The organism is Streptomyces sp. JW3 (assembly GCF_052216785.1).
Lineage (GTDB): Bacteria > Actinomycetota > Actinomycetes > Streptomycetales > Streptomycetaceae > Streptomyces.
Genome location: NZ_JBQOUX010000008.1, coordinates 1 through 25,008, shown reverse-complemented (window position 1 = coordinate 25,008; position 25,008 = coordinate 1). Strand labels below are relative to the sequence as shown.

General features: G+C 72.4%; 24 protein-coding genes and 1 pseudogene. 12 read left to right on the top strand and 13 right to left on the bottom strand.

Annotated features, from left to right (window positions below; genetic code table 11):
* Window positions 1-8: 8 nt before the first annotated feature.
* The 3 genes from ACTT8P_RS05685 to ACTT8P_RS05675 form a co-directional block, all read right to left on the bottom strand.
* Window positions 9-653: a hypothetical protein gene (locus ACTT8P_RS05685; protein WP_442830487.1), complete on the bottom strand. Its 645-nt coding sequence runs from the start codon at window positions 651-653 to the stop codon at window positions 9-11.
* A 162-nt stretch (window positions 654-815) separates the two neighbouring features.
* Window positions 816-2,681: a glycoside hydrolase family 3 protein gene (locus ACTT8P_RS05680; protein WP_442830414.1), complete on the bottom strand. Its 1,866-nt coding sequence runs from the start codon at window positions 2,679-2,681 to the stop codon at window positions 816-818.
* Window positions 2,682-3,245: 564 nt separating this feature from the next.
* A complete protein-coding gene (locus ACTT8P_RS05675) occupies window positions 3,246-4,163 on the bottom strand; it encodes a LysR family transcriptional regulator (RefSeq protein WP_442830413.1) in 918 nt (305 codons plus the stop codon).
* A gap of 93 nt (window positions 4,164-4,256) precedes the next feature.
* On the opposite strand from ACTT8P_RS05675, the gene ACTT8P_RS05670 reads away from it, so the two are divergent.
* Window positions 4,257-5,183, top strand: coding sequence for an EamA family transporter (locus ACTT8P_RS05670; RefSeq protein ID WP_442830412.1), 927 nt, complete (start codon window positions 4,257-4,259; stop codon window positions 5,181-5,183).
* Window positions 5,184-5,521: 338 nt separating this feature from the next.
* Window positions 5,522-6,601: a hypothetical protein gene (locus ACTT8P_RS05665; RefSeq protein ID WP_442830411.1), complete on the top strand. Its 1,080-nt coding sequence runs from the start codon at window positions 5,522-5,524 to the stop codon at window positions 6,599-6,601.
* 18 nt (window positions 6,602-6,619) lie between these two features.
* On the opposite strand, the gene ACTT8P_RS05660 is transcribed toward ACTT8P_RS05665, so the two are convergent.
* Together ACTT8P_RS05660 and ACTT8P_RS05655 are read right to left on the bottom strand one after the other, a co-directional pair.
* Entirely contained in the window at window positions 6,620-7,420 is an 801-nt protein-coding gene (locus ACTT8P_RS05660; RefSeq protein ID WP_442830410.1) for a sugar phosphate isomerase/epimerase family protein, read from the bottom strand.
* Between the two features lie 136 nt (window positions 7,421-7,556).
* The gene (locus ACTT8P_RS05655; protein ID WP_442830409.1) at window positions 7,557-8,603 is read right to left on the bottom strand and encodes a LacI family DNA-binding transcriptional regulator; all 1,047 of its coding nucleotides are present in this window, start codon (window positions 8,601-8,603) and stop codon (window positions 7,557-7,559) included.
* Window positions 8,604-8,766: 163 nt separating this feature from the next.
* On the opposite strand from ACTT8P_RS05655, the gene ACTT8P_RS05650 reads away from it, so the two are divergent.
* From ACTT8P_RS05650 to ACTT8P_RS05640, 3 genes are read left to right on the top strand one after another with little or no spacing between them, the layout of a single operon-like run.
* Window positions 8,767-9,918, top strand: a complete 1,152-nt coding sequence (locus tag ACTT8P_RS05650) for a Gfo/Idh/MocA family protein (protein ID WP_442830408.1) — start codon at window positions 8,767-8,769, stop codon at window positions 9,916-9,918.
* Window positions 9,915-11,066: a dihydrodipicolinate synthase family protein gene (locus ACTT8P_RS05645; RefSeq protein WP_442830407.1), complete on the top strand. Its 1,152-nt coding sequence runs from the start codon at window positions 9,915-9,917 to the stop codon at window positions 11,064-11,066. The genes ACTT8P_RS05650 and ACTT8P_RS05645 overlap by 4 nt, the downstream gene beginning before the upstream one ends.
* Complete coding sequence (locus tag ACTT8P_RS05640) at window positions 11,063-11,896, top strand: sugar phosphate isomerase/epimerase family protein (protein ID WP_442830406.1); 834 nt, start codon at window positions 11,063-11,065, stop codon at window positions 11,894-11,896. The genes ACTT8P_RS05645 and ACTT8P_RS05640 overlap by 4 nt, the downstream gene beginning before the upstream one ends.
* Window positions 11,897-12,084: 188 nt before the next feature.
* On the opposite strand, the gene rbsD is transcribed toward ACTT8P_RS05640, so the two are convergent.
* Window positions 12,085-12,471: a D-ribose pyranase gene (rbsD, locus tag ACTT8P_RS05635; protein ID WP_442830405.1), complete on the bottom strand. Its 387-nt coding sequence runs from the start codon at window positions 12,469-12,471 to the stop codon at window positions 12,085-12,087.
* Window positions 12,468-13,370, bottom strand: coding sequence for a ribokinase (locus ACTT8P_RS05630; RefSeq protein ID WP_442830404.1), 903 nt, complete (start codon window positions 13,368-13,370; stop codon window positions 12,468-12,470). Before ACTT8P_RS05630 ends, rbsD begins: the two co-directional genes overlap by 4 nt.
* A gap of 242 nt (window positions 13,371-13,612) precedes the next feature.
* On the opposite strand from ACTT8P_RS05630, the gene ACTT8P_RS05625 reads away from it, so the two are divergent.
* Window positions 13,613-14,233 (top strand): TetR/AcrR family transcriptional regulator, encoded by a 621-nt coding sequence (locus ACTT8P_RS05625; protein ID WP_442830403.1) that lies wholly within the window; start codon window positions 13,613-13,615, stop codon window positions 14,231-14,233.
* Here ACTT8P_RS05625 and ACTT8P_RS05620 read toward each other — a convergent pair.
* The gene (locus tag ACTT8P_RS05620) at window positions 14,210-15,070 is read right to left on the bottom strand and encodes a helix-turn-helix domain-containing protein (protein ID WP_442830402.1); all 861 of its coding nucleotides are present in this window, start codon (window positions 15,068-15,070) and stop codon (window positions 14,210-14,212) included. The genes ACTT8P_RS05625 and ACTT8P_RS05620 overlap by 24 nt on opposite strands.
* Window positions 15,071-15,160: 90 nt before the next feature.
* On the opposite strand from ACTT8P_RS05620, the gene ACTT8P_RS05615 reads away from it, so the two are divergent.
* Together ACTT8P_RS05615 and ACTT8P_RS05610 are read left to right on the top strand one after the other, a co-directional pair.
* Complete coding sequence (locus tag ACTT8P_RS05615; protein ID WP_442830401.1) at window positions 15,161-16,075, top strand: alpha/beta hydrolase; 915 nt, start codon at window positions 15,161-15,163, stop codon at window positions 16,073-16,075.
* A 37-nt stretch (window positions 16,076-16,112) separates the two neighbouring features.
* Window positions 16,113-16,967: a MerR family transcriptional regulator gene (locus ACTT8P_RS05610; RefSeq protein ID WP_442830400.1), complete on the top strand. Its 855-nt coding sequence runs from the start codon at window positions 16,113-16,115 to the stop codon at window positions 16,965-16,967.
* On the opposite strand, the gene ACTT8P_RS05605 is transcribed toward ACTT8P_RS05610, so the two are convergent.
* Both ACTT8P_RS05605 and ACTT8P_RS05600 read right to left on the bottom strand, forming a co-directional pair.
* Window positions 16,942-17,325 (bottom strand): hypothetical protein, encoded by a 384-nt coding sequence (locus tag ACTT8P_RS05605; protein ID WP_442830399.1) that lies wholly within the window; start codon window positions 17,323-17,325, stop codon window positions 16,942-16,944. The two genes, ACTT8P_RS05610 and ACTT8P_RS05605, sit on opposite strands and share 26 nt — an antisense overlap.
* 173 nt (window positions 17,326-17,498) lie before the next feature.
* The gene (locus ACTT8P_RS05600; protein WP_442830398.1) at window positions 17,499-17,909 is read right to left on the bottom strand and encodes an ATP-binding protein; all 411 of its coding nucleotides are present in this window, start codon (window positions 17,907-17,909) and stop codon (window positions 17,499-17,501) included.
* 135 nt (window positions 17,910-18,044) lie between these two features.
* On the opposite strand from ACTT8P_RS05600, the gene ACTT8P_RS05595 reads away from it, so the two are divergent.
* Together ACTT8P_RS05595 and ACTT8P_RS05590 are read left to right on the top strand one after the other, a co-directional pair.
* Window positions 18,045-18,881, top strand: coding sequence for a helix-turn-helix domain-containing protein (locus ACTT8P_RS05595; RefSeq protein ID WP_442830397.1), 837 nt, complete (start codon window positions 18,045-18,047; stop codon window positions 18,879-18,881).
* An 8-nt stretch (window positions 18,882-18,889) separates the two neighbouring features.
* The gene (locus tag ACTT8P_RS05590; RefSeq protein WP_442830396.1) at window positions 18,890-19,102 is read left to right on the top strand and encodes a DUF397 domain-containing protein; all 213 of its coding nucleotides are present in this window, start codon (window positions 18,890-18,892) and stop codon (window positions 19,100-19,102) included.
* Window positions 19,103-19,141: 39 nt separating this feature from the next.
* On the opposite strand, the gene ACTT8P_RS05585 is transcribed toward ACTT8P_RS05590, so the two are convergent.
* Both ACTT8P_RS05585 and ACTT8P_RS05580 read right to left on the bottom strand, forming a co-directional pair.
* Window positions 19,142-19,822: a hypothetical protein gene (locus ACTT8P_RS05585; protein WP_442830395.1), complete on the bottom strand. Its 681-nt coding sequence runs from the start codon at window positions 19,820-19,822 to the stop codon at window positions 19,142-19,144.
* Window positions 19,823-19,941: 119 nt separating this feature from the next.
* On the bottom strand, window positions 19,942-20,514 hold the full coding sequence (locus tag ACTT8P_RS05580; protein ID WP_442830394.1) for a Uma2 family endonuclease: 573 nt from the start codon (window positions 20,512-20,514) through the stop codon (window positions 19,942-19,944).
* 68 nt (window positions 20,515-20,582) lie between these two features.
* Here ACTT8P_RS05580 and recD2 point away from each other — a divergent pair, with 68 nt between their 5' ends.
* Entirely contained in the window at window positions 20,583-22,844 is a 2,262-nt protein-coding gene (gene recD2, locus ACTT8P_RS05575; RefSeq protein WP_442830393.1) for an SF1B family DNA helicase RecD2, read from the top strand.
* 204 nt (window positions 22,845-23,048) lie between these two features.
* Window positions 23,049-24,338, top strand: coding sequence for a citrate synthase (locus tag ACTT8P_RS05570; protein WP_442830392.1), 1,290 nt, complete (start codon window positions 23,049-23,051; stop codon window positions 24,336-24,338).
* 559 nt (window positions 24,339-24,897) lie between these two features.
* Here the strand turns inward: ACTT8P_RS05570 and ACTT8P_RS05565 are convergent.
* Window positions 24,898-25,008 (bottom strand): annotated as a pseudogene (locus tag ACTT8P_RS05565) (HAD-IC family P-type ATPase); the annotation flags it as partial.

Sequence of the window (25,008 nt, the reverse complement as noted above, 5' to 3'; positions counted from 1 at the left end):
GTAACGCCTCACACCGGTCGGGCGCAGCCCACCGGCCGCTCCCCGCCGAGACGGACGTACAGCGCCGTCGCGGCGGGGCAGCGGGCCCGGTCGGACACCGCCTCGGTCACCTTGTACTGCGGGGCCCGTTCGCCGGTGCCCGCGCAGGCCGTCTCCCGGACCTGGCCGGCGCCCGCCTCGTACACGCAGTCCCCGACGACGGTGCGCGGGCCGCCCCCGCCGCCGGGATCGCCCGGGTGCGGCGGCTGGAGGTTGCGCATGCAGGCGTAGCCCCGGGGCACCGCGCCGTCGCCGTCCTCGTCGGCGGCGGGCCGCTGTTCGCTGATGTGGAGTACGAAGTCGGTGGTCGCCGGGCACGGCGGGCCGTCGCCGGCCCGGCCGTCGTGCCGGGCCACCACCCGCGCCGCCGCCCGCTCGCTGCCGCAGGACACCTCGGTGAAGGTCCTGATGCCGAACGAGCTGCACTCGTCGACGCCGAGGAACACCGCCCCGTACCCGGACGGCCGGACGGACGCCGCGGCACCCGCCGGGCTCTCGGCCGGCCGCCCGTCCCGCGCGGTCGTCGTCCCGGTCGCGCTCTGACAGCCGGTCAGCACCGCCGCGAGCAGTACAGCTCCGGCGGCCGCGCCGGCCGCCGCCCCTGCCCGACGCATCGATCCCATCGCCCGCATCGCCGCCCCCGCAATCCCCCCGTACGCCCCCCGCGTTCACCGGGACCACCGTCCAGCGTGACCCGCCGCGGTGGGCGCACGCCAGCGGCGCTGGGTGTATTGCGCCGCGTGCGGAGCCCGCCACCGGCGCGTGGCGTACCCGCGCTACGTCCGGTACGACAACCCGTGCCCGACCGGCAGCAGCACCGTCGCCGGGTCGTCCGCCCGCAGCACCGGCACCGGCAGCCGGCCCCGGGGCCGGACCCGGTCGCCGATCACCCGGGCCGCCGCGCGCACCTCGACATCGGTCCAGCCGTAGGCGGCCAGCACCGCCGGGACACCGGGCAGCTGGGCGACGTCGTACGGATTGCGGACGGCGACCGCCACCACCGGCTTCCCGGCCGCCACCAGCTCCCGGGCCAGCGCGGCCTGCGCGCTGCCCGCGGTGATGTTGTACGTGGTGATCACCACCGCGTCGGCGGCCCCGGCCGCCGCGACCGCCCGCGCGACGACGGCCGCGGACGGGGCGGTGCCGGTGGACAGGGCGGTGGCCGAAAACCCCAGCTCGGTCAGTGCGTTCGCCAGTACGCCGGTCGGGGGTCCCGTGGTCCCCGTCGGGGAGGCCGGGTCGGCGCCCACGACCAGGACCCTCGGCGTGCGGCGCGGCGACAGCGGCAGCACGGCGTCCTCGTTGACCAGCAGGGTGGTCGTCCGCTCGGCGATCCGGTCGGCCGCCGCCAGGTGCGCCCGGGTGCCGACCGTGCGGTCCAGCTCCCGCCGCGAGGTGTACGGGTCCCGGAACAGCCCGAGCTTGCGCTTCAGCCGCAGCACCCGCAGCACCGAGGTGTCGAGCCGCGCCTCGGTGAGTTCGCCGTCGCGTACGGCGGTCAGCACCGCGTTCCAGGCCAGATCCAGGTCGGGCGGGTTGAGGAGTTGGTCGACGCCGGCCTTGAGCGCCAGTACCGGCACCCGGTCGTCGCCGTACTTGGTCCGTACGCCTTCCATGGCGAGGGAGTCGGTGACCACCACCCCGTCGTAGCCGAGTTCGCCGCGGAGCAGGCCGGTGAGGATCGGCCGGGACAGGGTGGCGGGGTCACCGGCGTCGTCGAGCGCCGGGACCATCAGATGCGCGGTCATGATCGCGTCGACGCCGGCCGCGATCGCGGCGCGGAACGGCGGCGCGTCCAGCTCCTCCCACTCGGCGCGGCTGTGCGTGATGACGGGGAAGCCGGTGTGGCTGTCGACGGAGGTGTCCCCGTGGCCGGGGAAGTGCTTGGCGCAGGCGGCGACGCCCGCCCCCTGGTAGCCGGCCGTCTCGGCGGCCACCAGCGCGGCCACCGCCGCGGGGTCGGAACCGAAGGAACGGACGCCGATCACCGGGTTGGCCGGGTCGACGTTGACGTCGGCGTCGGGGGCGTAGTCCTGCCGGATGCCCATCGCGCGCAGCTCGGCCCCGGTGATCCGGCCGAGGGTGCGGGCGTCGGCCCGGGAGCCGCCGGCCCCGACCGCCATCGCGCCCGGGAACAGCGTGGCCGGTGCGCCGACCCGGGCCACCGCGCCGTGCTCCTGGTCGGTGGAGACCAGTACCGGCAGTCCGCGCGTCTGCTCCAGGGAGGCCCGCTGGATGCCGTCGGACAGCTCCGCGATCTGCTGCGGGTCACGGGTGTTGTGCGCCCAGGCGAAGTAGATGACGCCGCCGACCCGGTACTTCGCGATCAGCTCGGCGGCGGTGCGGACGCCCAGCTCCTTCAGGTTGGCGTCGACGTCGGCCTGGTCGGGGGCGGTGGCGGAGTGGCCGTAGACCCGCGTCACGAACAGCTGGCCGACCTTCTCCTCGAGGGACATCCGGGAGACGAGGGTGCGCAGGCCGTCGGCGTCCGGTACGGCGGTCCGGGCGGCGGCGGTTCCGGCCGCGGCGAGGGCGGCCGCGGCGAGGGCGGCCGCGGTGCCGGCGGCCGCGGTGCCGGCGCCGGCCGCGAGCAGGGCACGTCTGGAGGGCTGTGCGGCGCTTTCCGTGCTGCTGTCGGGCACGTGCGCTCCTTTTGGACTGAAGGAAACTTCCGAGAAGTCAGCAATATCCGGGAAGTTTCCGCCGGTCAAGGGAGCACACAGGGGAACGGCGCGGGGCCGTCGCCGGCGCGGTGGGAGGGGGTGCGCCGGCGACGGCGCGCTGCCGGCCCGCGGTGCGGCGGAGAGGGTTGGTCAGCGATCGCAGCCAGCAGCGAGAGCCGACACCGCACCACGGAGACTCGTCGGGCAGCGCGCGCATTGGACGAACGGACCGCCGCCGGGGTTCCCGGCTCCGCCAAGTCGGTGACGGTGGGGCCAGGGGGGTGAGCGGGGCGGGGGCGTCGGGCCGGGGCTCCGGGTCGGCGGTGGGTACTGCGGAATTGGATGACACTTCGGCCCCGAGTGTCATCCATTTCCGGGACACCCACCCCGAACCCCGCGGCGGAATCAGCCGGCGGTGGGCGGGTCGGGGCGGGGGCGCCGGGCCCGGTTCCCGGGCTGGCGGGGGTCCTCCGGAATTGGATGACACTTCGGCCCCGAGTGTCATCCATTTCCGGGACACCCACCCCGAACCCCGCCGCCGGATCAGCCCGGCGCGTGCGCCGAGGCGGCCGGCCAGTGCGCGCGCAGCGTCCGTACCGTCTCCGCGATCGCCGGGCGCCGGGCCGCTCCCGTCCGCCACAGCGCGTACAGCCGCCGTACCGGCATCGGGTCGAGCGGCACCTCCACCACCCCCGCGGGCAGCGGTCCGCGGCCGAGGCGGGGGATGAGCGCGACGCCGAGCCCCGCGGCGACCAGCGCGACCAGCGTCGGGTTCTCGTCGGCCTGGTGCACGATGTCCGGCTCGTGCCCGGCCGCCCGCAGGGTCCGGACCAGCCAGTCGTGGCAGACCCGCCCCGGTGGCTGGCAGATCCACCGCTCGCCGCCCAGCTCCGCCCGCCGCACCGCGGCCCGCCCCGCGAAGGGATGCCCCGCGGGCACCAGCAGATCGCACAGGTCGTCCCCGATGACCGCCTGCTCCACCCCGGCCGGCGCGGGCAGCGGCGCGATGTCCCAGTCGTGCGCCACCACCAGGTCGACCGCTCCCTTGGCCACCAGCCCCACCGACAGATGCGGATCGACCTCGGTCAGCCGCGCGTCCAGCGCCGGATGCTCCCGGGCGAGTTCCGCCAGCACCCCGGGCAGCAGCCCGCGCGCCGCCGACGCGAACGCGGCGACGGCCAACCGCCCGGCCGGCCGCCCCCGCCGCTCCTCCAGCTCCGTCTCGGCCCGCTCCACGAGGGCCATCAGCTCCCGCGCCGTGTCGGCCAGTTGCCGCGCCTCCGCGGTGAGCCGTACGCCCCGGCCCTCCCGCTCCAGCAGCACCGTCCGGGTCTCCCGCTCCAGCTTGGCGATCTGCTGGGACACGGCGGACGGCGTGTAGCCCAGCGCGACGGCGGCCGCCCCCACAGTGCCGTGCACCGAGACCGCGTGCAGCGCGCGCAGCCGCTGAAGATCGAGCACGGAACCCTCCCCGACATCGGTAAGCGATGCTTCATCCAACCATGCAGGAACCTTCGCTGGTGCTTCACGGTCGCCGCCGGTCATCCTCGACGCATGAGACCGTCGCACCTGCTCCTCGCCGTCCTCGTCGCCGCCGTCTGGGGCGTCAACTTCACCGTGATCGAGATCGGCCTCGACCACTTCCCGCCGCTGCTCTTCTCCGCCCTGCGCTTCCTGATCGCCGCCCTGCCCGCGGTGTTCCTCGTGGGCCGTCCGAAGGTGGCGTGGAAGTGGATCGTGGCGGTCGGGCTGGTGCTGGGCGTGGCCAAGTTCGGCCTGGTGTTCGTCGGCATGGACGCGGGTATGCCGGCCGGCCTGTCCTCCCTGGTGCTCCAGATCCAGGCGGTGTTCACGGCCGTCATCGCCGCCGCGGTCCTGGGTGAGCGGCCCACCCGCGTACGGCTGGCCGGCATGGCGGTGGCCCTGGCCGGCATCGGCGTCGCGGCCTGGGACGAGGGCGCCTCGGGACCGCTGGGCGCCTTCGCGCTGGTCGTGGCGGGGGCGGCCTGCTGGGGCGGGTCCAACGTCCTGACCCGCAAGGCGGCCCCGCCCGACGCGCTGAACTTCATGGTGTGGGTCAGCACCGTCCCGGTCCTGCCGCTGCTGGCCCTGTCCCTGCTCACCGAGGGTCCCGCCCGCGACCTGGCCGCGCTGCGCGCGCTGGACTGGCCGGGCGCCGGCACGCTGATCTACGTCGCCTGGATCTCGACCGTCTTCGGCTTCGGCGCCTGGGGCTGGCTGCTGCGCCGCCACCCGGCCTCCGCGGTCGCGCCGTTCTCGCTCCTGGTGCCGGTCTTCGGGATGTCGTCGGCGGCCCTGTTCCTGGGCGAGTCGGTCTCCCCGGCCCAGGGCTGCGCGGCGGCGCTGCTGGTCGGCGGGGTGGCCCTGACCTCGCTCCCGGCCCGGCGGCGGCCGGCCCGTCGCTCCCATTGTTCCGACAATGGAAAAAGCTCTTTTCGATACTGCGGCCGACCCGGATAAACTACTTTTCCGGCTAATTGTTCACTCGTGTGCCGCGCATCCAGAGGGGTGACCCGGCGTTAGTCGGAACATGAGCAAGGTGACTGGGTGCACAGCCGCGCCGAACGTGCTCACGTTGGGTTCCTACACATACATCCAGGCTCCGGTGCACTCGGCGGCCACGGTGAACGGAACTCTGACGAGAGGCGGACGCCCTGTGGCCCTCAGGGAGACGGAGCCGATTCTGCGAGATTTCCTGGATGTGCTGGGTGAACTTCAGGACGATTTCACCAGACGCTGGGGCGCGATCAAGGAATGGCCAGTACTGTCGCGAGCTGAATGAGCGGGCCCTATTTATCGTGTATGACGACGAACTCGTTTACGGCCGGGCATTCCCGGGATTCGTTTATGACGAGGCGGGCCACGGCCGGCACCGCGCTCCCGCCGAGGGCGACGCGGCACCCCTCGTACCGGACATGTCCTGGGACGAGGAACTGGCCGTCATGCTCCAGGACGCCCTGGAGGAACAGCGCCCCGGCGAGCCGTCGCCGCACCGGCCGGGCGGCCGCGGCGGCCCCGACGAGACACCGGCCGCCGCCCCGGCCCCGGGCAGCCCGCTGGGCAACCTGCGGGACATCACGGAGGAACTGCCCCCACTGAAGGAGCCCGCGACCGCCCGCAGCCACCGCCGGTCCCGTCCGCCCCGCGGCCCGCGCGGCGTGGAGGCGGTCAGCTACGTCACCGCCGCCCTCGCCACCGTCATCGCCTCCGCGGTGAGCCTGCTCAGCGGCATCGTGGCCTACGACCCGCTGCGCGTCGTCGCCGTCACCCGGCTGGAGTCCGGGGTCGTCGCCTGGTGGCCGCTGCTGGTCTTCGGCCCCTGGCTGATGGCGTCGCTCTCCGTCCTGCGGGCCGCCCTGCACCAGCGGCGCGCCCTGCACGCCTGGTGCGTCGTGCTGGGCTTCTCGCTGATCGCGGTGTTCCTGTGCGTGCTCCAGGCGCCCGGCACGGTCGTCGACGTCGCGGCCGCCGCGCTGCCCGGACTGGCCTCCCTGGCCTGCTTCCAGCAACTCGTCCGGCAGATCACCCTGACCCGGCCGCCCCGCCGCCGCGCCCCGCGCCACCGGGTACGCCCCGAACCCCGGCCGCTGCCCGACACGATGCCAACGACGGCGACGGCGGCGGCTCCAGCGGCGGCTCCGGATACGGTGCCGGCGGCGGAGGCCGAACCCCCGGCTCCGGCGACCGCCGAGGCCGTCACCGGCACCCGCTACGGCGGCACCGCCGAATCCCGCCGCACCGCGCCCGCGCCCGCGGCCGCGCCCCCGCCCCGGATGCCGGAGCCCGCCGTCATGACGTACGTGATCAGCAACGGCCACCCGCTGCGGACCCGGCAGACCGGCCGGACCGGTACCTTCCCGACGCCCCGGGCCGGCTGACCGCGCTACCGGCCCGGTTCAGGCCGACTCGTTGAGCAGCCGGGCCAGATGCCGCCGTCCCGCGCCCAGCAGACCGGGCAGCGGGGCGGCGTTCTCGTACCAGCGCTTCTCGTACTCCCAGCACAGCCAGCCGTCCCAGCCCTGCCGGGACAGCAGGTCGACGCAGTCGGTGAGCGGCAGCACGCCCTCCCCGAGCGGCAGCGGCGTGGTGTCGTCGGCCGAGGCGATGTCCTTGACCTGCACATAGCCGAGATGCGGGGAGAGCGCGGCGTAGGACTCCACCGGCTGCTCGCCGCCCAGCCAGGTGTGCATCACGTCCCACAGCGCACCGGCCTGACGGTGCCCGACCAGGCCGAGGACCCGGATCGCGGCGGCGCCGGTGCGGTGCGAGTCATGGGTCTCCAGCAGGATCCGCACGCCCGCCTCGGTGGCGTACTCGGCGGCCGTGCCGAGCCGCCGGGCGGCCGTCGCGTCCGCCTCCTCGGTGCTCTGCCCGGTGCCGCCGCCGGGGAAGACCCGGATGTACGGGGCGCCCAGGTCGCGGGCGAGATCGAGCAGGGCGCGGAGTTCGGCGAGGACGGGGGCGTCGTCGCCGGGGGCCGCGACGCGCGCGTAGCCCGCGACGCACAGGAGCGTGACGCCCGCCGCCGCGAACTCGGCCGCCACCGCGGCCCGTTCGGCGGGGGACAGGCCGGGGTGCACCGGTTCCTCGGGGTGGGCGCGCAGTTCGATGCCGTGCCAGCCGTGCTCCGTCGCGAGCCGCAGCACATCGGGCACGGGCATTCCGGGGACGCCGAGGGTGGAGAACGCCAGTTTCATGATTTCGGACACTACCCGCTGTGCCGCGCCTCACTCCGTCGATGAGGGCGCACCCGCGCGACTCGGTCCGTCCGGCGTTCGCGGACCAGGCCGGCCAGGTCGAACGGGGCCCGCACCGGAGCCCCGCGCCCGGCACCTACTCCCGCGGCGCGCCGGAGGACCCCCGTACCATCAGCTCCCCCCGCACCGTCGCGATCCCGCCGGGCGGCGCCTCCTCCCGCCCCATCGCGATCCGCCCGGCCCGGGCGCCCGCCGCCGCCAGCGGCAGCCGCACCGTCGTCAGCGCCGGCACCGCGTCGACGCTGAACGGCAGGTCGTCGAAGCCGGCCACCGACACGTCCGCCGGGATGCGCAGCCCGGACTCCCGCAGCGCCGCGCAGGCGCCCAGCGCGACGGAGTCGTTCGCCGCGACCACCGCCGTCAGCGACGGGTCCCGGCGCAGCAGTTCCAGCGTGGCCTCGTGGCCGGAGCGGCGGTCGTAGCGGCCGTGCACCGTCCAGCGCGGGTCCTCCGCGATGCCGTGCGCGGCCAGCGCGGCCCGGTGGCCCTCCAGCCGGTGCCGGGTGGTGGTCCGTTCCTCGGGGCCCGCGATGTACCCGACCCGCCGGTGTCCGAGCCCGATCAGATGCTCGGTCAGTTCCTTGCCGCCGCCCCGGTTGTCGAAGGTCAGCGCGATCGCCCCGGTCCCCGGGGCCGGCGGCCGCCCGCACAGCACCACCCGGGTGCCCGCCTCCGCCAGCCGGCGCAGCTTCGCCGCCACCGCCGCCTGGTGCGGCGCGTCCTCCACCGCCCCGCCGGTCAGCACCACGGCCGCCGCCCGCTGCCGTTGCAGCAGCGTGAGGTAGGTCAGCTCGCGCTCGGGGACGCCGCCCGTGTTGCAGACCACGGCGAGTCGCTCCCCGCCGGCCCGGCCGCCCGGCCCGCCGATCTCGGACTGGATCGCGCTCGCCATGATCCCGAAGAACGGGTCGGCGATGTCGTTCACCAGGATGCCGACCAGGTCGGAGGTGGCGGCGGCGAGCGCGCTCGCGGGCCCGTTGAGTACGTAGTCCAGCTCGTCGACCGCCTTCAGCACCCGCTCCCGGGTGGCCGCGGCGACCGGGTAGTTCCCGTTCAGCACGCGCGACACCGTCGCGGGGGAGACCTGCGCGCGGGCCGCCACGTCCGCCAGGGTCACCGTCATGTCCTCGTCCTCCGCGTCATTGTCCGCCGACCGCGCCTGTAACCCCCGGCCGTGGTCTTGTCCGGACCACCGTCCACAGGCTAGCTTCGTATCAGATAGAAAGCGCTTGCTATCACGCCCGCCCGGCGGATGCGGCGCGCAGACCGCGTACGAAGGGAACGACGTGACACGCAAGACGGTGCGTATCGCCATGAACGGTGTGACGGGGCGCATGGGCTACCGCCAGCACCTGGTCCGCTCCATCCTGGCCCTGCGCGAGCAGGGCGGCCTCGACCTCGGCGACGGCACCGTGCTGTGGCCGGAGCCGGTGCTGGTCGGCCGTCGCGAGTACGCGCTCAAGGCGCTGGCGGAGCGGCACGGCATCGAGCACGTTTCCACCGACCTGGACGCGGTGCTGGCCGACGACAGCGTCGACATCTACTTCGACGCGCAGGTGACCTCGGCCCGCGAGGAGGCGATCAGGAAGGCGATCGCCGCCGGCAAGCACATCTACACCGAGAAGCCGACCGCCACCGGCCTGGACGGCGCCCTGGAGCTGGCCCGGCTGGCGCAGGCGGCCGGCATCAAGCACGGCGTCGTCCAGGACAAGCTGTTCCTGCCGGGCCTGCTCAAGCTCAAGCGCCTCATCGACGGCGGCTTCTTCGGCCGGATCCTGTCCGTGCGCGGCGAGTTCGGCTACTGGGTGTTCGAGGGCGACTGGCAGGACGCCCAGCGCCCGTCCTGGAACTACCGCGCGGAGGACGGCGGCGGCATCGTCGTCGACATGTTCCCGCACTGGGAGTACGTGCTGCACGAGCTGTTCGGCCGGGTCACCTCCGTCCAGGCGCTCACCGCCACCCACGTCCCGCAGCGCTGGGACGAGAACGGCAAGCCCTACGACGCCACCGCCGACGACGCCGCGTACGGCGTCTTCGAACTGGACGGCGGCGCGATCGCGCAGATCAACTCCTCCTGGGCGGTCCGGGTCAACCGGGACGAACTGGTCGAGTTCCAGGTGGACGGCACCGAAGGGTCGGCCGTCGCGGGCCTGCGCAACTGCCGCGTCCAGCACCGCTCCGCCACCCCCAAGCCGGTCTGGAACCCGGACATCCCCGCCACCTACGCCTTCCGCGACCAGTGGCAGGAAGTGCCGGACAACGGCGAGTTCGACAACGGCTTCAAGGCCCAGTGGGAGCTGTTCCTGCGGCACGTCTACGCCGGCGCCCCCTACCACTGGGACCTGCTGGCCGGTGCTCGCGGCGTCCAGCTCGCCGAGCTGGGCCTCAAGTCCTCCGCCGAGGGCCGCCGCCTGGACGTACCGGAGATCGCGCTGTGACCCTCCGCCTTCCCGGCCCCGACGGCACCCTGCGCGCCTACCAGCCCCGCGCCGAACCCCTGGCCTTCTCCTCGGGAAGCGCTTTCACCTCCCGTACGGTCTTCTCGGCCGCGCACGTCGTCGCCGACCCGTACGCCGACACCACCCCGGACGGCCCGGCCGCCGTCGACTGGGACGCCACCCTCGCCTTCCGCCGCCACCTGTGGTCGCACGGCCTCGGCGTCGCCGAGGCGATGGACACCGCCCAGCGCGGCATGGGCCTGGACTGGGCCGGCGCCGCCGAACTCGTCCGCCGCTCCGCCGCCGAGGCGAAGGCCACCGGCGGCCGGATCGCCTGCGGCGTCGGCACCGACCAGCTGACCACCGGCACCCTCGCCGACATCCGCGCCGCCTACGAGGAACAGCTCGCCGTCGTCGAGGAGTCCGGCGCCCAGGCCATCCTGATGGCCTCCCGCGCCCTGGCCGCCACCGCCAGGACCCCGGACGACTACCTGGAGGTCTACGGCCACCTGCTGCGCCAGTCCGCCGAACCGGTGATCCTGCACTGGCTGGGCCCGATGTTCGACCCGGCCCTGGAGGGCTACTGGGGCGCCGCCGACCTCGACGCGGCGACCGACACCTTCCTGGAGGTCATCGCCGCCCACCCCGACAAGGTCGACGGCATCAAGGTCTCCCTCCTGGACGCCCAGCGCGAGATCGACCTGCGCCGCCGGCTGCCGCAGGGCGTGCGCTGCTACACCGGCGACGACTTCAACTACCCCGAGCTGATCGCGGGCGACGAGCAGGGCTTCAGCCACGCCCTGCTCGGCATCTTCGACCCGCTGGGCCCGCTGGCCGCCGAGGCGGTCCGGGTCCTGGACACCGGAGACGTCCCCGGCTTCCGGTCCCTCCTCGACCCCACCGTCGCCCTGTCCCGCCACCTCTTCCAGACCCCGACCCGCTACTACAAGACCGGCGTCGTGTTCCTGGCCTGGCTGGCCGGCCACCAGAGCCACTTCGCGATGGTCGGCGGCCTCCAGTCGGCCCGCTCCCTGCCGCACCTGGCCCGCGCCTACGAACTCGCCGACGGCCTCGGCCTGTTCCCCGACCCGAAGCTGGCCGAGGACCGGATGCGCACCTTGCTGTCCCTGTACGGAGTCCACCAGTGACCGATCTCGAACGCTTCAGCATCAACCAGATGACCGTCAAGCAGCTCACCCTGCCCGAACTCACCGCCGCCTGCCGCGAGCTGGGCGTCGGCAACGTCGGCCTGTGGCGCGAACCGGTCCAGGAGTACGGCGTCGAGGCCGCCGCGGGGCTGGTCCGCGACGCCGGTCTGCACGTCACCACCCTGTGCCGGGGCGGCTTCCTCACCGCCACCGACCCGGCCGCCCGCCGGGCCGCCCTGGCCGACAACCGGCGCGCCGTCGACGAGGCCGCCACCCTCGGCACCGACACCCTGGTCCTGGTCTCCGGCGGCCTGCCGCCCGGCGACAAGGACCTCCGCGCCGCCCGCGACCGCATCGCGGACGCCCTGGCCGAACTCGCCCCCTACGCCGAGGAGCACGGCGTCCGCCTGGCCATCGAGGCGCTGCACCCCATGTACGCCGCCGACCGCTGCGTGGTCTCCACCCTCACCCAGGCCCTGGACCTCGCCGAACGCTTCCCGGCCCATCAGGTCGGCGTCACGGTGGACACGTACCACATCTGGTGGGACGACCAGGCCCCGGCGCAGATCGCCCGGGCGGGCGCGGGCAACCGCATCCACACCTTCCAGCTGGCCGACTGGACCACCCCGCTGCCCGAGGGCGTCCTCAACGGCCGCGGCCAGCTCGGCGACGGCTCGATCGACCTGCGCGAGTGGCAGGGCTACGTCGAGGCGGCCGGCTACACCGGCCCCATCGAGGTGGAACTGTTCAACGAGGCCCTGTGGGCGCGGGACGGGCGCGAGGTGCTGGAGCAGACGGCCCGCCGGTTCACGGAGCACACGGGCCGCTGACCGTCCGAAAAAAATCTTCGGAAGCCGTGCAACCCTTCCCGCCCCCGACGTGTCGTACTTGGCATCAGGACACCCGTGGGGGGAGATCTGGGGGGATCGCGGAGTCCTGAGGGAGGGGAAACGCGAGGGGGCCCGGTCGGTGAACCGGGCCCCCGAAGTGTGTGCCGGGGCAGGTCGGCCGGGGCAGGTCAGAAGAAGACCCCGCAGCGCAGCAGGACGTTGGCGTACGGCCGGGCCTCGCCGGTGCGCACCACCAGCCGGGCGCCCGCCGACAGCTCCTTCAGCCGTTCGTGCGGGACGAGTTCGAGGGCGGGCAGGGCGGCCAGCAGCCGGGCCGCGCCGGGATTGGCCTCCCGTACCTCCGCCGCTCCCGTCGCACCCTCCACCACCAGCTCCGCCAGCAGCCCGTCCAGCACGTCGGCGAAGGACGGCACCCCGGCCCGGAACGCCAGGTCGACGACGCGCGGACCGTCCGGAACCGGCATCCCGACGTCGCACACGAGGACGCCGTCCCCGTGGCCGAGACCGGCCAGCTCGCCGGCGAGCCGGCGGTTGAGTATTCCGGTCTTCTTCACAGTGCCCGGACCTCCTCGGCCGTCGGGTACGACTCCTGCGCCCCCGCCTTCGTCACGGCCGCCGCGCCGACCCGGGCCGCGTACGCCGCCGCCTCGGTGAGGGTGGCGCCGGCGCCGAGCCGGTGGGCGAGCGCCGCGGTGAACGCGTCCCCGGCGCCGGTGGTGTCCACGGCCCGCACCGGCACCGACGGCACCCGCGTCACGCCGTCCTTCGAGGCCACCAGCGCGCCCTCGGCGCCCAGCGTGACCACCACCGAGCGCGGCCCCTTCGCCAGCAGGATCCGCGCCCAGTCCTCGGGCCGGTCGCCGACCCGGGACGCCCCGAGGAGCACCTTCGCCTCGTGTTCGTTGACGATCAGCGGATCGCAGGCGTCCAGCACCTCGCGGGGCAGCGGGCGCGGCGGCGAGGGATTGAGGACGAAGCGGTTGTCCGGCGTCAGACTCCGCACCACCTCCACCACCGTCTCCAGCGGGATCTCCAGCATCACGGACACCACCCGGGAGGCGTGGAAGAGGCTGACCGCGGCCCGGACGTCGCCCGGGGTGAGCCGGCCGTTGGCGCCCGGCGAGACGACGATGCTGTTGTCCCCGGACGGGTCCACGGTGATCAGCGCGACGCCGGTCGGCACGTCGCTCACCAGGACCCCCACCGTGTCCACGCCGGCCGCGCGCTGCGCGTCCAGCAGCAGCCGGCCGTGGTCGTCGTCGCCGACCTTGGCCAGCAGCGCCGTACGGGCCCCGAGCCGGGCGGCGGCCACCGCCTGGTTGGCGCCCTTGCCGCCGGGGTGGACGGCCAGGTCGGTGCCGAGCACCGTCTCCCCGGCGGCCGGCCGGCGGTCGACGCCGATCACCAGGTCGGCGTTGGCCGACCCGACGACCAGCAGGTCGTAGTCGTACATGGGTCAATCTCCCCGCTGTGGATGAGGTGCTCAGCCGTTGTTCTTGCAGCGGCGCTCAGCCGTCGAAGCCGGCCACATTCTCCTCGGTGACCACCTTCACCGGCACCTTGACCGTCTCCTCGGTCGACTTGCCCGCGGTCCGGCAAGGGGGTGGGGGAGGCCGAGTCCGGATCTGGACCCGCGCGGGAGTGCGGCCGTCGCCACTTCTGCACTGCCCGGTACGGAAGGGGTACGGTGGGGGCATGGAGACGCGTCCGCAGGGCAAGGGACCGGGCCGGACCGGCCGGCCGAGGGGCTTCGACGCCGAGGCGGCGCTGGAGCGCGCGATGCGGGTCTTCTGGGAGCAGGGCTACGAGGGCGCCAGCCTCACCGACCTGACCGGCGCGATGGGCATCACCCGGACCAGCATGTACGCGGCCTTCGGCAACAAGGAGGACCTGTTCCGCAAGGCGCTGGAGCGCTACACCGAGGGCCCCGCCTCCTACCTCGCCCGCGCTCTGCGGGAGCCCACCGCCCGCGAGGTGGCCACCGCGTTCCTGACCGGCTCGGTCCGCACCACCACCCACCCCGACTGCCCCGTCGGCTGCCTCGGCGTACAGGCGTCCCTGGCCGCCGGCGAGACCGGCCGCACCGCCCGGGACACCCTGACCGCTTGGCGCAACGAGGGCACGGACCGCCTGCGCGAGCGCTTCCGGCGGGCCGTCGACGAGGGCGACCTGCCCGCCGCCGCCGACCCCGGCACCCTGGCCCGCTATCTGATGACCGTCGCCAACGGCATCGCCGTCCAGGCGACGAGCGGCGCGAGCCGCGAGGAGCTCCAGCTGGTGGCCGACATGGCGCTACGGGGATGGCCGGCGGTCTGAACGGGCCGACCGCGGTACGGCGGCCGGCCAGGAGGCCAGCAGCCGCAGTCCGTCGTGCGAGGGCGTGCCGGGCGCGGCGGTGAGGGTGATGAGCTGCTGGTCCGGGTCGGCCGCGTCGGTCAGGCTGGACCACTCCAGGGTGAGGTCGCCGGCCACCGGGTGGCGCATGGCCTTGCTGCCGGCGGTCCGCGTGGCCACCCGGTGATCGTCCCACCACCGCCGGAAATCGGCGTCCCGCGCCGAGAGTTCCGCCACCAGCGCCGTCAGCCGCGGATCGGCCGGGTCCTGGGCGGTCTCCATCCGCAACTGCGCCACACACGCCCGCGCCATGTAGTGCCAGTCGACGTACAGCGCCCGTACCGCCGGTTCGCGGAACACCAGGCGTACGAAGTTGCGCCGCTCGGCCGGGAGCAGGGCGAAGTCGGTGAACAGTGCGGCGGCCGGCGGATTCCAGGCCAGGATGTCGGTGCACCGGCCGAGGACCAGGGCCGGGGTGTACGTGAGGTCGTCGAGCAGCCGCCGCAACTGCGGCCGGACCCGTTGCGCGGGGCGCCGGCGCGGCCGGCCGGAGTCCTTGCCCGAGAGGCCGAAGAGGTACGCACGCTCGTCCGCGCTGAGCCGCAGTACCCGCGCCAGGGCTTCCAGCACCGGCTCGGAGGCCCGCCTGCGCCCCTGCTCCAGGCGGGCGTAGTAGTCGGGGCTGACCGACGCCAGCAGGGCGACCTCCTCCCGGCGCAGCCCCGGCACCCGGCGCCGGCCACCGCCCGGGAGGCCGGCCGCCGCGGGGCTCAGCGCCCTGCGGCGGGCCTTGAGGAAGTCACCCAGCTCGCTGCTCACCCGCTCAAGCCTGCCATGCCGGGCCGCACGGCAAGGGGGGCCAGCCCCGACCCCTTATCCCGACGGGCGACGCCCACGAGACTCGCCGTCATGAAGACAGACGTCACCTTCCGCAGCGACAACCTCCGGCTGGCCGGCCTCCTCTTCCTGCCGGACACCCCCGCGGCCGGCCGGCTCCCGGCCGTCGTCGTCTCCCATCCGGGCGGCGGCGTGAAGGAGCAGACGGCGAGCGTCTACGCCGAGCGCCTGGCCCGCGAGGGATTCGCCGCCCTGGTCTTCGACCCGGCCTGCCAGGGTGAGAGCGAGGGCGAGCCGCGCGGCCTGGAGAACCCCTTCCAGCGCGCCGAGGACATCAAATGCGCCGTCAGCTTCCTGACCACCCGCGAGGAGATCGACCCGGAGCGCATCGGCGCCCTGGGCATCTGCGCGTCCGGGGGGTACGTCCCGTACGCCGCCCAGACCGATCTGCGGATCAAGGCGGTCGCCACGGTCAGTGCCGGGGACCTGGGCACGGTGATGCGCGACGGTCTGGACCGCACCCGGACCCCCGAGGCGCTGCGCGCCATGCTGGAACTCGCCGGGGCCGCGCGCACCGCCGAGGCCCGCGGCGAGGCCCTGCCCCGGCAGGAATGGATCACCGAGGAGGTGGACGAGGAGACCTACGAGTACTACCGCACCGCGCGCGGCCACCACCCCCGCGCGGTCCAGCCCTGGCCGGTCCGCAATCTGGACCAGATGATCCAGTACGACTCCTACGCCCTGATCCACCTCATCGCGCCCCGCCCGCTGCTGATGATCGTCGGCTCCGAGGCGAACACCGCCCACATCAGCCGGGCGGCCGTCGAGAAGGCGGCCGAGCCCAAGGAACTCTTCGTCATCGACGGCGCCACCCATGTCTCCCTGTACGACAGGGACGAACACGTCACCCCGGCCGTCACCAGACTCGCCACCTTCTTCACCACCCACCTCACCGCCACCGCACCCGCCGAACCGCGCGACTGTTGACCCTCACACCGTGTCAGGCGGTCAGCTCGGAGACATCATGTTCACCATCGGAGAGTTCGCCCGGCACGGCAGCGTCTCGGTCCGGATGCTGCGGCACTACGACGCCACCGGTCTGCTGCGCCCGGCCCGCACCGACCCCGCCAGCGGATACCGCTACTACACCGCAGCCCAGCTCGCCCGCCTCAACCGGATCATCGCGCTCAAGGATCTCGGCTTCACGCTGCATCAGGTGCGGGCCATCCTGGAGGAGAAGGTCGGCACCGGGGAACTGCGCGGCATGCTGCGGCTGCGGCGGGCCGAGCTGGAGGCCGACATGGCCGCCGCCGAGGCGCGGCTGGTCCGGATCGAGGCGAGGCTCCGAGCGATCGAGAGCGAGGGGCATCCGCCCATGTACGACATCGTCATCAAGGCCGTCCCGGCCGTCCGCGTGGCCGAACTGACCGCGACCGCCGCGAGCTTCGAGCCCGAGGACATCGGCCCGGTCATCGGCCCGCTCTACGACGAGCTGTTCCGCCGCCTGGACGCGGCGGGCATCACGCCCGCCGGTCCGGGCATCGCCTACTACGAGGACGCCCCGGAGGGCGGTGGCCGGATCGGCGTCCACGCCGCTGTCCAGGTCTCCGCCCCGCTCCGGGACGACATCTTCCGCGTCCTGGACCTGCCGCCTCTCGGCCCGGCGGCGGCCATCGTGCACCGCGGCCCGATGACCGCCGTGCTCCCCGCGGCCCAGGCGCTGGCCCGCTGGATCGACGCCAACGGCTACCGGGCGACCGGGCACCCCCGGGAGGTCAGCCTGGAGTGCCCGGCGGACCAGGACGCGTGGGTCACGGAACTACAGGTGTCCGTCGACTCCCCGTCCGCCGCCCCTACCGCACCAGCACCACGGAGTTGATCGGCGTGAAGTCGTACGGCGCGTAGGCGCCGACGGCGCGCTGCACGGGGTAGCAGTCGGCCCCGTTGTAGCCCTTGCAGATCTGGAAGCCGGCGCCTCCGGTCTGGTTGTTCACGAGCACCCGGGTGCCGGTCACGTTGGACAGGTTGTGGGCGCCGTAGCTGTAGAAGATGTTCTTGTTCAGGATGGTCCCGTTGGTCTCGCGGATGCAGACCGCGCCGGACGGACAGGGCGTGGCCGCGGCGGCGCCCGGCGCCAGGGTGACTCCGAGCGCCCCCAGGGCGAGCGTCATACCGGCGATCGATGCGGCGAGCTTGCGCAATGTTCCCCCTATGTCGGGATGCCCTGGTATGGGCATCTTGTGCTCCGAAATTAGCCCGACCGGTGGGGGCAGGCCAGAGCACCGCGACAAGTCATGCGCTTTGGTGCCCGGGTGACTCAAGAGCCGGACGTCCAACCGGCGTTGCCACAGATGTCCGGAGGTCTGGGCCTGGGTCTCTCCGGGAATGGATGACACTTGGCGCCGAAGTGTCATCGCTCAGGCCGCCCCAGCTCGCACCACACGTACTTGCCCCGGTCCCCGCCCCCGGCCAGCGGATACCACCCCCACCCGTCGGAGCACGCCCGCACGAGAGCCAGCCCCCGCCCCTCCTCCATCTCCTCCGCCCGCAGGGCCGGCGAGGACGGTTCCGGCGGCTGCGGATCGCTGTCCCACGCCCCGATCCGCAACGTCCCCGGCGGCGCCCAGCGCACCCGCAGCGCGGCGGGTCCCTTCGTGTGGCGTACGGCGTTGGAGACCAGTTCGGTGGCGAGCAGCTCCGCGACATCGACCAGGCGGATCAGTCCGTGCATGGTGAGGATGAGACGGAGGGTGCGGCGGCAGACGGTGACCGCCCGGAGGTCGTTCGGGATCTGAAGGGTGTAGTCCCAGCTTTCGGACATGCGTCATCGACTCCGGTGAGTGGGAGGAAAGTTCTGCAACGCAATGCGTTCATCGCGTCACTGACGGTACGGGTATTCTGCTACCCGTGACAAGCTGATCGCCTGATCGGCCCCCGAAAGAGGAGAGCCACCCGCATGGTGCAAAGGCGCGAACCCACAGCACGTCAGGTACGCCTGGGCACGGAACTACGCAGGCTTCGCGAGGCAGCCGGCCTGACGGTCGTCGAGGCAGCGGCGCTGCTCGGGGTGAGCAGGGCGCAGATCAGCCACATCGAACTGGGCCTCACGGGGGTGAGCGAGGAGCGCCTGCGCCGACTCGCATCCCACTACGCCTGCACGGACACGGAGTACGTCGACGCGTTGGCGGACATGGCCACGGACCGGACGCGCGGCTGGTGGGAGACCTACCGGGGGCGACTGCCCACGCCGTTTCTGGACCTGTCCGAGCTGGAACACCACGCTCGCTTCCTGCGGCACGTGGCGATTCTGTACGTGCCGGGCCTGTTGCAGACGGAGGACTACTCGCGGGCCGTCTTCTCGTCCAGGCTGCCGGAACTGACCGCCGAGGAACTCGAGGTGCGCATCGAACACCGCAGAGCGCGCCAGAAGCTCGCCATCCCGTACGAGGCGTTGATCCACGAGGCGGCGCTGCGGATCAGAGTCAGCGACCGGGCCGCGTCGAAGGCCCAGCTCGCCCGTCTCCTCGACCTGTCCGAGGCGACCCATGTCACCCTGCGCGTCATCCCGTTCGACCTGGACGGCTTCGCCAGGGCGTCGAGCACGATGACCTACGCGGGCGGCCCGGTGCCCAGGCTGGACACCGTATTGCGGGACGCGCCCCACGGCTCGGTCTTCCTCGACTCCGAAGCGCAACTCGGCGCTTATCGAACGCGGTTCCATAAGATGGAAGTCGTGTCACTGGCCCCGGAACCCTCGCGCGACTTCATCCACCGGCTGGCGAAAGAGTTGTGAGGCCCCACATGAACAACTGGCGTAAATCGACCTACTCCGGCGAAGGCGACGGCAACGAGTGCGTCGAGCTGGCGGACACCCCCACCCACATAGCCGTCCGCGACACCAAGGCCCCGCACCGGGCCACCGTCACCTTCACCGCCGCCGCCTTCACCCCGTTCCTCAAAACCCTCAAGAGCCTCAAGCCCCGCCCCACGGACGGTGGCGTCGTTCGACCCTGATGTTCGGCCGGAGCCTGCTGGCACCGGCAAGCGGGCCGGTCAGGACTTCTTCGCCCCCCGCAACGCCGCGGCGACCGCCTCCTCACCCTGCCCCCACACGTCCTCCTCCAGACTGCTGTCGTCCTCGCGGGAGAACCGTTCCCCGAGCGCCACGTCCTCCTTGCTCAGCACCCGCCCGCACCACTCGCCCTGCCCGGCGACATGGTCGTCGAACGGCACGGCCGCGCCCTCCCCGAGCACCACCCACCCGTCGTCCACCCACCGCACCGCCAGCAGATAGGTGTGCCCCGGCTCCAGCCGGGGCGCCGCCGCGGCCGTCCGCTTGACGCGCGTACCGCTCGCGTAGACCCGCCAGCCGGAGGCGACCAGGTCGAAACCGTCGCCCATCGCCTGCCGGGGCGACCCGGCGGACCAGACGACGTCGTCCGTACGGAAGGTCACGTCCCGGTCGGCCACGTACTTCACCGAACCCTCGGTGTAGTCCTTGCGGTTGGTTTCCTTCTCGCCGGTGGGCGTCGCCACGACCACGTGGTCGGCGCCCGCCACCCAGTCCGCCGCGGTCTGCGACGCGTACGCGTCCTGCGCGATCCCGCAGCCGACCACCGTGTCCAGTCCGCCCTGGCCGACCATGACACCGGCGAGCACACCGGCGGCGGCCAGTACGGCGGCGATGGGGCGGCCGGGCAGACGGTCGAACAGGGCGGGGCGCGTGGCTCTCATAGGAGGGGGAACCGTTCTCGGGCTGGCGTACGACAGGGCATACGACAAGACGATCAACAGGCCCGCACGGTTACCTCAGAAGATCGACATCCCTGTAACAGCCGCCCCGGAACCCCTTCCTAGCCGTCCTTCCCGTACCGCCGGAACTCCGACGTCGCCACGGTCCACGGCCCGAACGGCACCGAGTCGCCGAAGATGTACGGCTCCGTGCCGAGGTAACGGCCCTTGCACGGCTCGGAATGCACCTCGATCGTGCCGGTACGCGGGTCGACGATCAGGTAGTGCGGGATGCCCATGGCCGGATAGTCGGCCAGCTTCGCGTCGTAGTCATTGTTCGGGTTGGACGGCGACACGATCTCGACGGCGGCCAGCACCTGCGTCGCGTCGACGGCGAGACCCTCCTCGTCGAGGACGGCCTCAGGGATGACGACGGCATCGGGCCGACGCATGCGGCCGATCGCCGGGTGCTCGATCTCGGGGCCGTTCGCGCAGATGTAACCGGGATGAGTGCGAAGGAGCTGCGCGTCCAGTTGCTTGCAGATGCGACGAATTGCGCCCTCGTGTCGCTTCGAGGGACACATCATGGCCAGTATCGGCCCGGCCGGCCCGATCTCGACCCTCCAGCTCCCTTCCAGCTGTTCGGCGTAAGCACCGAGGTCGGCGGCGATGGCGCGCATCTTCGCGTAGTCCATGTGCCAAGGGTACTGAGCAACCCCCTGCCCGGCCGCCCTCTGTCACACCCCACCGATACCGTCGGATCATGACCGACCAGTCCGCGACCACCCCCGGCGAACGGCGACTCGCCGTCCTCGAAGGCGTCCTCGAGCGCATCACGTACGCCAACGAGGAGAACGGCTACACGGTCGCCCGGGTCGACACCGGCAGAGGCGGCGGCGACCTGCTCACCGTCGTCGGCGCGCTGCTCGGCGCGCAGGCCGGGGAGTCGCTGCGGATGGAGGGCCGCTGGGGGTCGCATCCCCAGTACGGCAAGCAGTTCCACGTCGAGAACTACACCACCGTGCTGCCCGCCACCGTCCAGGGCATCCGCCGCTACCTCGGCTCCGGCCTGGTCAAGGGCATCGGGCCGGTCTTCGCGGACCGCATCACCCAGCACTTCGGGGTGGACACCCTCCAGATCATCGAGGAGGAGCCGAAGCGGCTGATCGAGGTCCCGGGGCTCGGTCCGAAGCGGACCAGGAAGATCGCCGACGCCTGGGAGGAGCAGAAGGCGATCAAGGAGGTCATGCTCTTCCTCCAGACCGTCGAGGTGTCCACCTCCATCGCGGTGCGGATCTACAAGAAGTACGGCGACGCCTCGATCTCGGTGGTGAAGAACCAGCCCTACCGGCTCGCCTCCGACGTCTGGGGCATCGGCTTCCTCACCGCCGACAAGATCGCCCAGTCCGTGGGCATCCCGCACGACAGCCCGGACCGGGTGAAGGCGGGCCTCCAGTACGCGCTGAGCCAGGCCACCGACCAGGGGCACTGCTATCTCCCCGAGGAAAAGCTGATCGCCGACGCGGTGAAGCTGCTCCAGGTCGACACCGGGCTGGTCATCGAGTGCCTCGCCGAGCTGGCCGCCGAGCCGGCGGAGGACGGCCAGGACCCCGGCGTCGTACGGGAGAAGGTGCCCGATCCGCAGGGGGGAGACCCCGTCACCGCCGTCTACCTGGTGCCCTTCCACCGCGCCGAGCTGTCGCTGGCCGGTCAGCTGCGGCGGCTGCTGCGGGCCGAGGAGGACCGGATGCCGGCCTTCCGGGACGTCGAGTGGGACAAGGCGCTGGGCTGGCTGAAGCGGCGCACCGGGACCGAGCTGGCGCCCGAGCAGGAGGCCGCCGTGAAGCTGGCGCTGACCGAGAAGGTCGCGGTGCTGACCGGCGGGCCGGGCTGCGGCAAGTCGTTCACGGTGCGGTCGGTGGTGGAGCTGGCCCGCGCGAAGAAGGCGAAGGTGGTGCTCGCCGCGCCGACCGGCCGGGCCGCCAAGCGGCTGGCGGAGCTGACCGGCGCCGAGGCGTCCACCGTGCACCGGCTGCTTGAGCTGAAGCCGGGCGGCGACGCGGCCTATGACCGGGACCGGCCGCTCGACGCCGACCTGGTGGTGGTCGACGAGGCGTCGATGCTGGACCTGCTGCTCGCCAACAAGCTGGTGAAGGCGGTGCCGCCGGGCGCGCACCTGCTGTTCGTCGGGGACGTGGACCAGCTGCCGTCGGTCGGCGCCGGGGAGGTGCTGCGCGATCTGCTCGCCGACGGCAGCCCCGTGCCCGCCGTCCGGCTCACCCGCGTCTTCCGGCAGGCCCAGCAGTCCGGCGTGGTCACCAACGCGCACCGGATCAACTCCGGCCGGCACCCCCTCACCGACGGCATGAAGGACTTCTTCCTCTTCGTCGAGGACGACACGGAGGAGGCGGGCCGGCTCACCGTGGACGTGGCGGCGCGCCGCATCCCGGCCAGGTTCGGGCTCGACCCGCGCCGCGACGTGCAGGTGCTCGCTCCGATGCACCGGGGACCGGCCGGCGCGGGCACGCTCAACGGGCTGCTCCAGCAGGCCGTCACACCGGGGCGGCCGGACGTGCCGGAGAAGCGGTTCGGCGGACGCGTTTTCCGGGTCGGCGACAAGGTCACTCAGGTCAGGAACAACTACGAGAAAGGGGAGAACGGCGTCTTCAACGGGACGGTCGGCGTCGTCACCTCCCTCGACCCGGTGGAGCAGCGGCTCACCGTACTGACCGACGAGGACGAGGAGGTCCCGTACGAGTTCGACGAACTCGACGAACTGGCGCACGCCTACGCGGTGACCATCCACCGCTCGCAGGGCAGTGAGTACCCGGCGGTGGTGATCCCGGTGACCACCGGCGCCTGGATGATGCTCCAGCGAAACCTGTTGTATACGGCGGTCACCCGGGCGAAACGGTTGGTCGTCCTGGTCGGTTCGCGCAAGGCGATCGGCCAGGCGGTCCGCACGGTCTCCGCCGGACGGCGCTGCACGGCGCTGGATTTCCGGCTCGGCGCCGTCACCACGTAACAAATGATCGATCAAATGAGTCGCGAAGGTCACAGACCACTTCCCGACGGGGGACTCAGGGGGCAGGATGAGCAAGTTGGCGGCACTCAGTGCCGCCGATAGGCCCGATGGTCGACCCCGAGTGCACTCTCCTGAGCCAAGTGGGGGATGGTAGAGACAGTCAGGGCACCTCGAAGATGAGGCACTACGTCGGTGAGGGAAGACGTGAGCGACAACTCTGTAGTACTGCGGTACGGCGACGGCGAGTACACCTACCCGGTGATCGACAGCACCGTCGGCGACAAGGGCTTCGACATCGGGAAGCTCCGCGCCCAGACCGGTCTGGTCACGCTGGACAGCGGGTACGGGAACACCGCCGCCTATAAATCCGCCATCACGTATCTGGACGGCGAGGCGGGGATTCTCCGCTACCGCGGCTACCCGATCGAGCAGCTGGCCGAGCGCTCCACCTTCCTGGAGGTGGCCTACCTGCTGATCAACGGTGAGCTGCCGACGGTCGACGAGCTGGCGTCGTTCAAGGACGAGATCACGCAGCACACCCTGCTGCACGAGGACGTCAAGAACTTCTACCGGGGCTTCCCGCGCGACGCCCACCCGATGGCCATGCTGTCGTCGGTGGTCTCCGCGCTGTCCACGTTCTACCAGGACAGCCACAACCCGTTCGACGAGCAGCAGCGCAACCTCTCCACGATCCGGCTGCTCGCCAAGCTTCCGACGATCGCGGCGTACGCCTACAAGAAGTCGGTCGGCCACCCCTTCGTCTACCCGCGCAACGACCTCGGCTACGTCGAGAACTTCCTGCGCATGACGTTCTCGGTGCCCGCCCAGGAGTACGAGCTGGACCCGACCGTCGTCGCGGCCCTCGACAAGCTGCTGATCCTGCACGCGGACCACGAGCAGAACTGCTCGACCTCCACGGTCCGCCTGGTCGGCTCCTCGCAGGCCAACATGTTCGCGTCGATCTCGGCCGGCATCAACGCGCTGTGGGGCCCGCTGCACGGCGGCGCCAACCAGTCGGTGCTGGAGATGCTGGAAGGCATCCGCGACGCCGGCGGCGACGTCGACTCCTTCATCCGCAAGGTGAAGAACAAGGAGGACGGCGTCCGCCTGATGGGCTTCGGCCACCGGGTCTACAAGAACTTCGACCCGCGCGCCAAGATCATCAAGGCTGCCGCGCACGATGTCCTCTCCGCCCTCGGCAAGTCCGACGAGCTGCTGGACATCGCCCTGAAGCTGGAGGAGCACGCGCTCTCCGACGACTACTTCGTCTCGCGCAGCCTCTACCCGAACGTCGACTTCTACACCGGTCTGATCTACCGGGCGATGGGCTTCCCGACCGAGATGTTCACGGTCCTGTTCGCGCTGGGCCGGCTGCCGGGCTGGATCGCCCAGTGGCACGAGATGATCAAGGAGCCGGGTTCCCGCATCGGCCGCCCGCGGCAGATCTACACCGGCGTGGTCGAGCGCGACTTCGTGCCCGTCGAGGCGCGCTGAGACCGAGAGCCGAGAGTCCCGTACCGCCCGGCGGTACGGGACTTTTCGTGTACTGAGCTCACGGCGGCAAGTGAAAGGCGCCCCGGCGCCGGTCCCCCCACGGGCCGACGACCAGGGCGCCTTCCCATGTCCCGGTGCGGATTCCCCCCACGGGATCCGGCCGGGCGTATGTGAGGACAGCGCCTGAATCGCTGTACTGCCGTACTGCCGTTACTGCTGTCGACTGCGATCTGCCGGGACAGCGCACCTCCGGGAGGGCCGCTCAAAGCTTCCCGGTGTACGTGCCCCGGCAACGCATCTCCGGGAAAGTCCCCCAAGACGGTCCCGGATGCCGGTGCACGCCCCCCAAGACGCTTCCCGGCATTGTCAACTTAGACCTTCGAACCCCTCCGATGGTTACGTTCGGATCACTGTGAGCTGCGTCTCTTGGTTATGTCCAGAGAGTGGACAAGAGACCGGTATGCCGAACGAGACCCCAGCGTAAGGAAGATGCGCGAGCCTTGTGAAGAGCTTATGTGAGGGGAGTGCCGGACTCCAGAGGCAGCCGGGGTTCGAGACCTCAGCGAAATGTGCGGAGCCGGAGGCTGTTGGTGACCACGAAGACGGAGGAGAAGGCCATCGCGGCTCCGGCGATCATGGGGTTGAGGAGTCCGGCGGCGGCGAGGGGGAG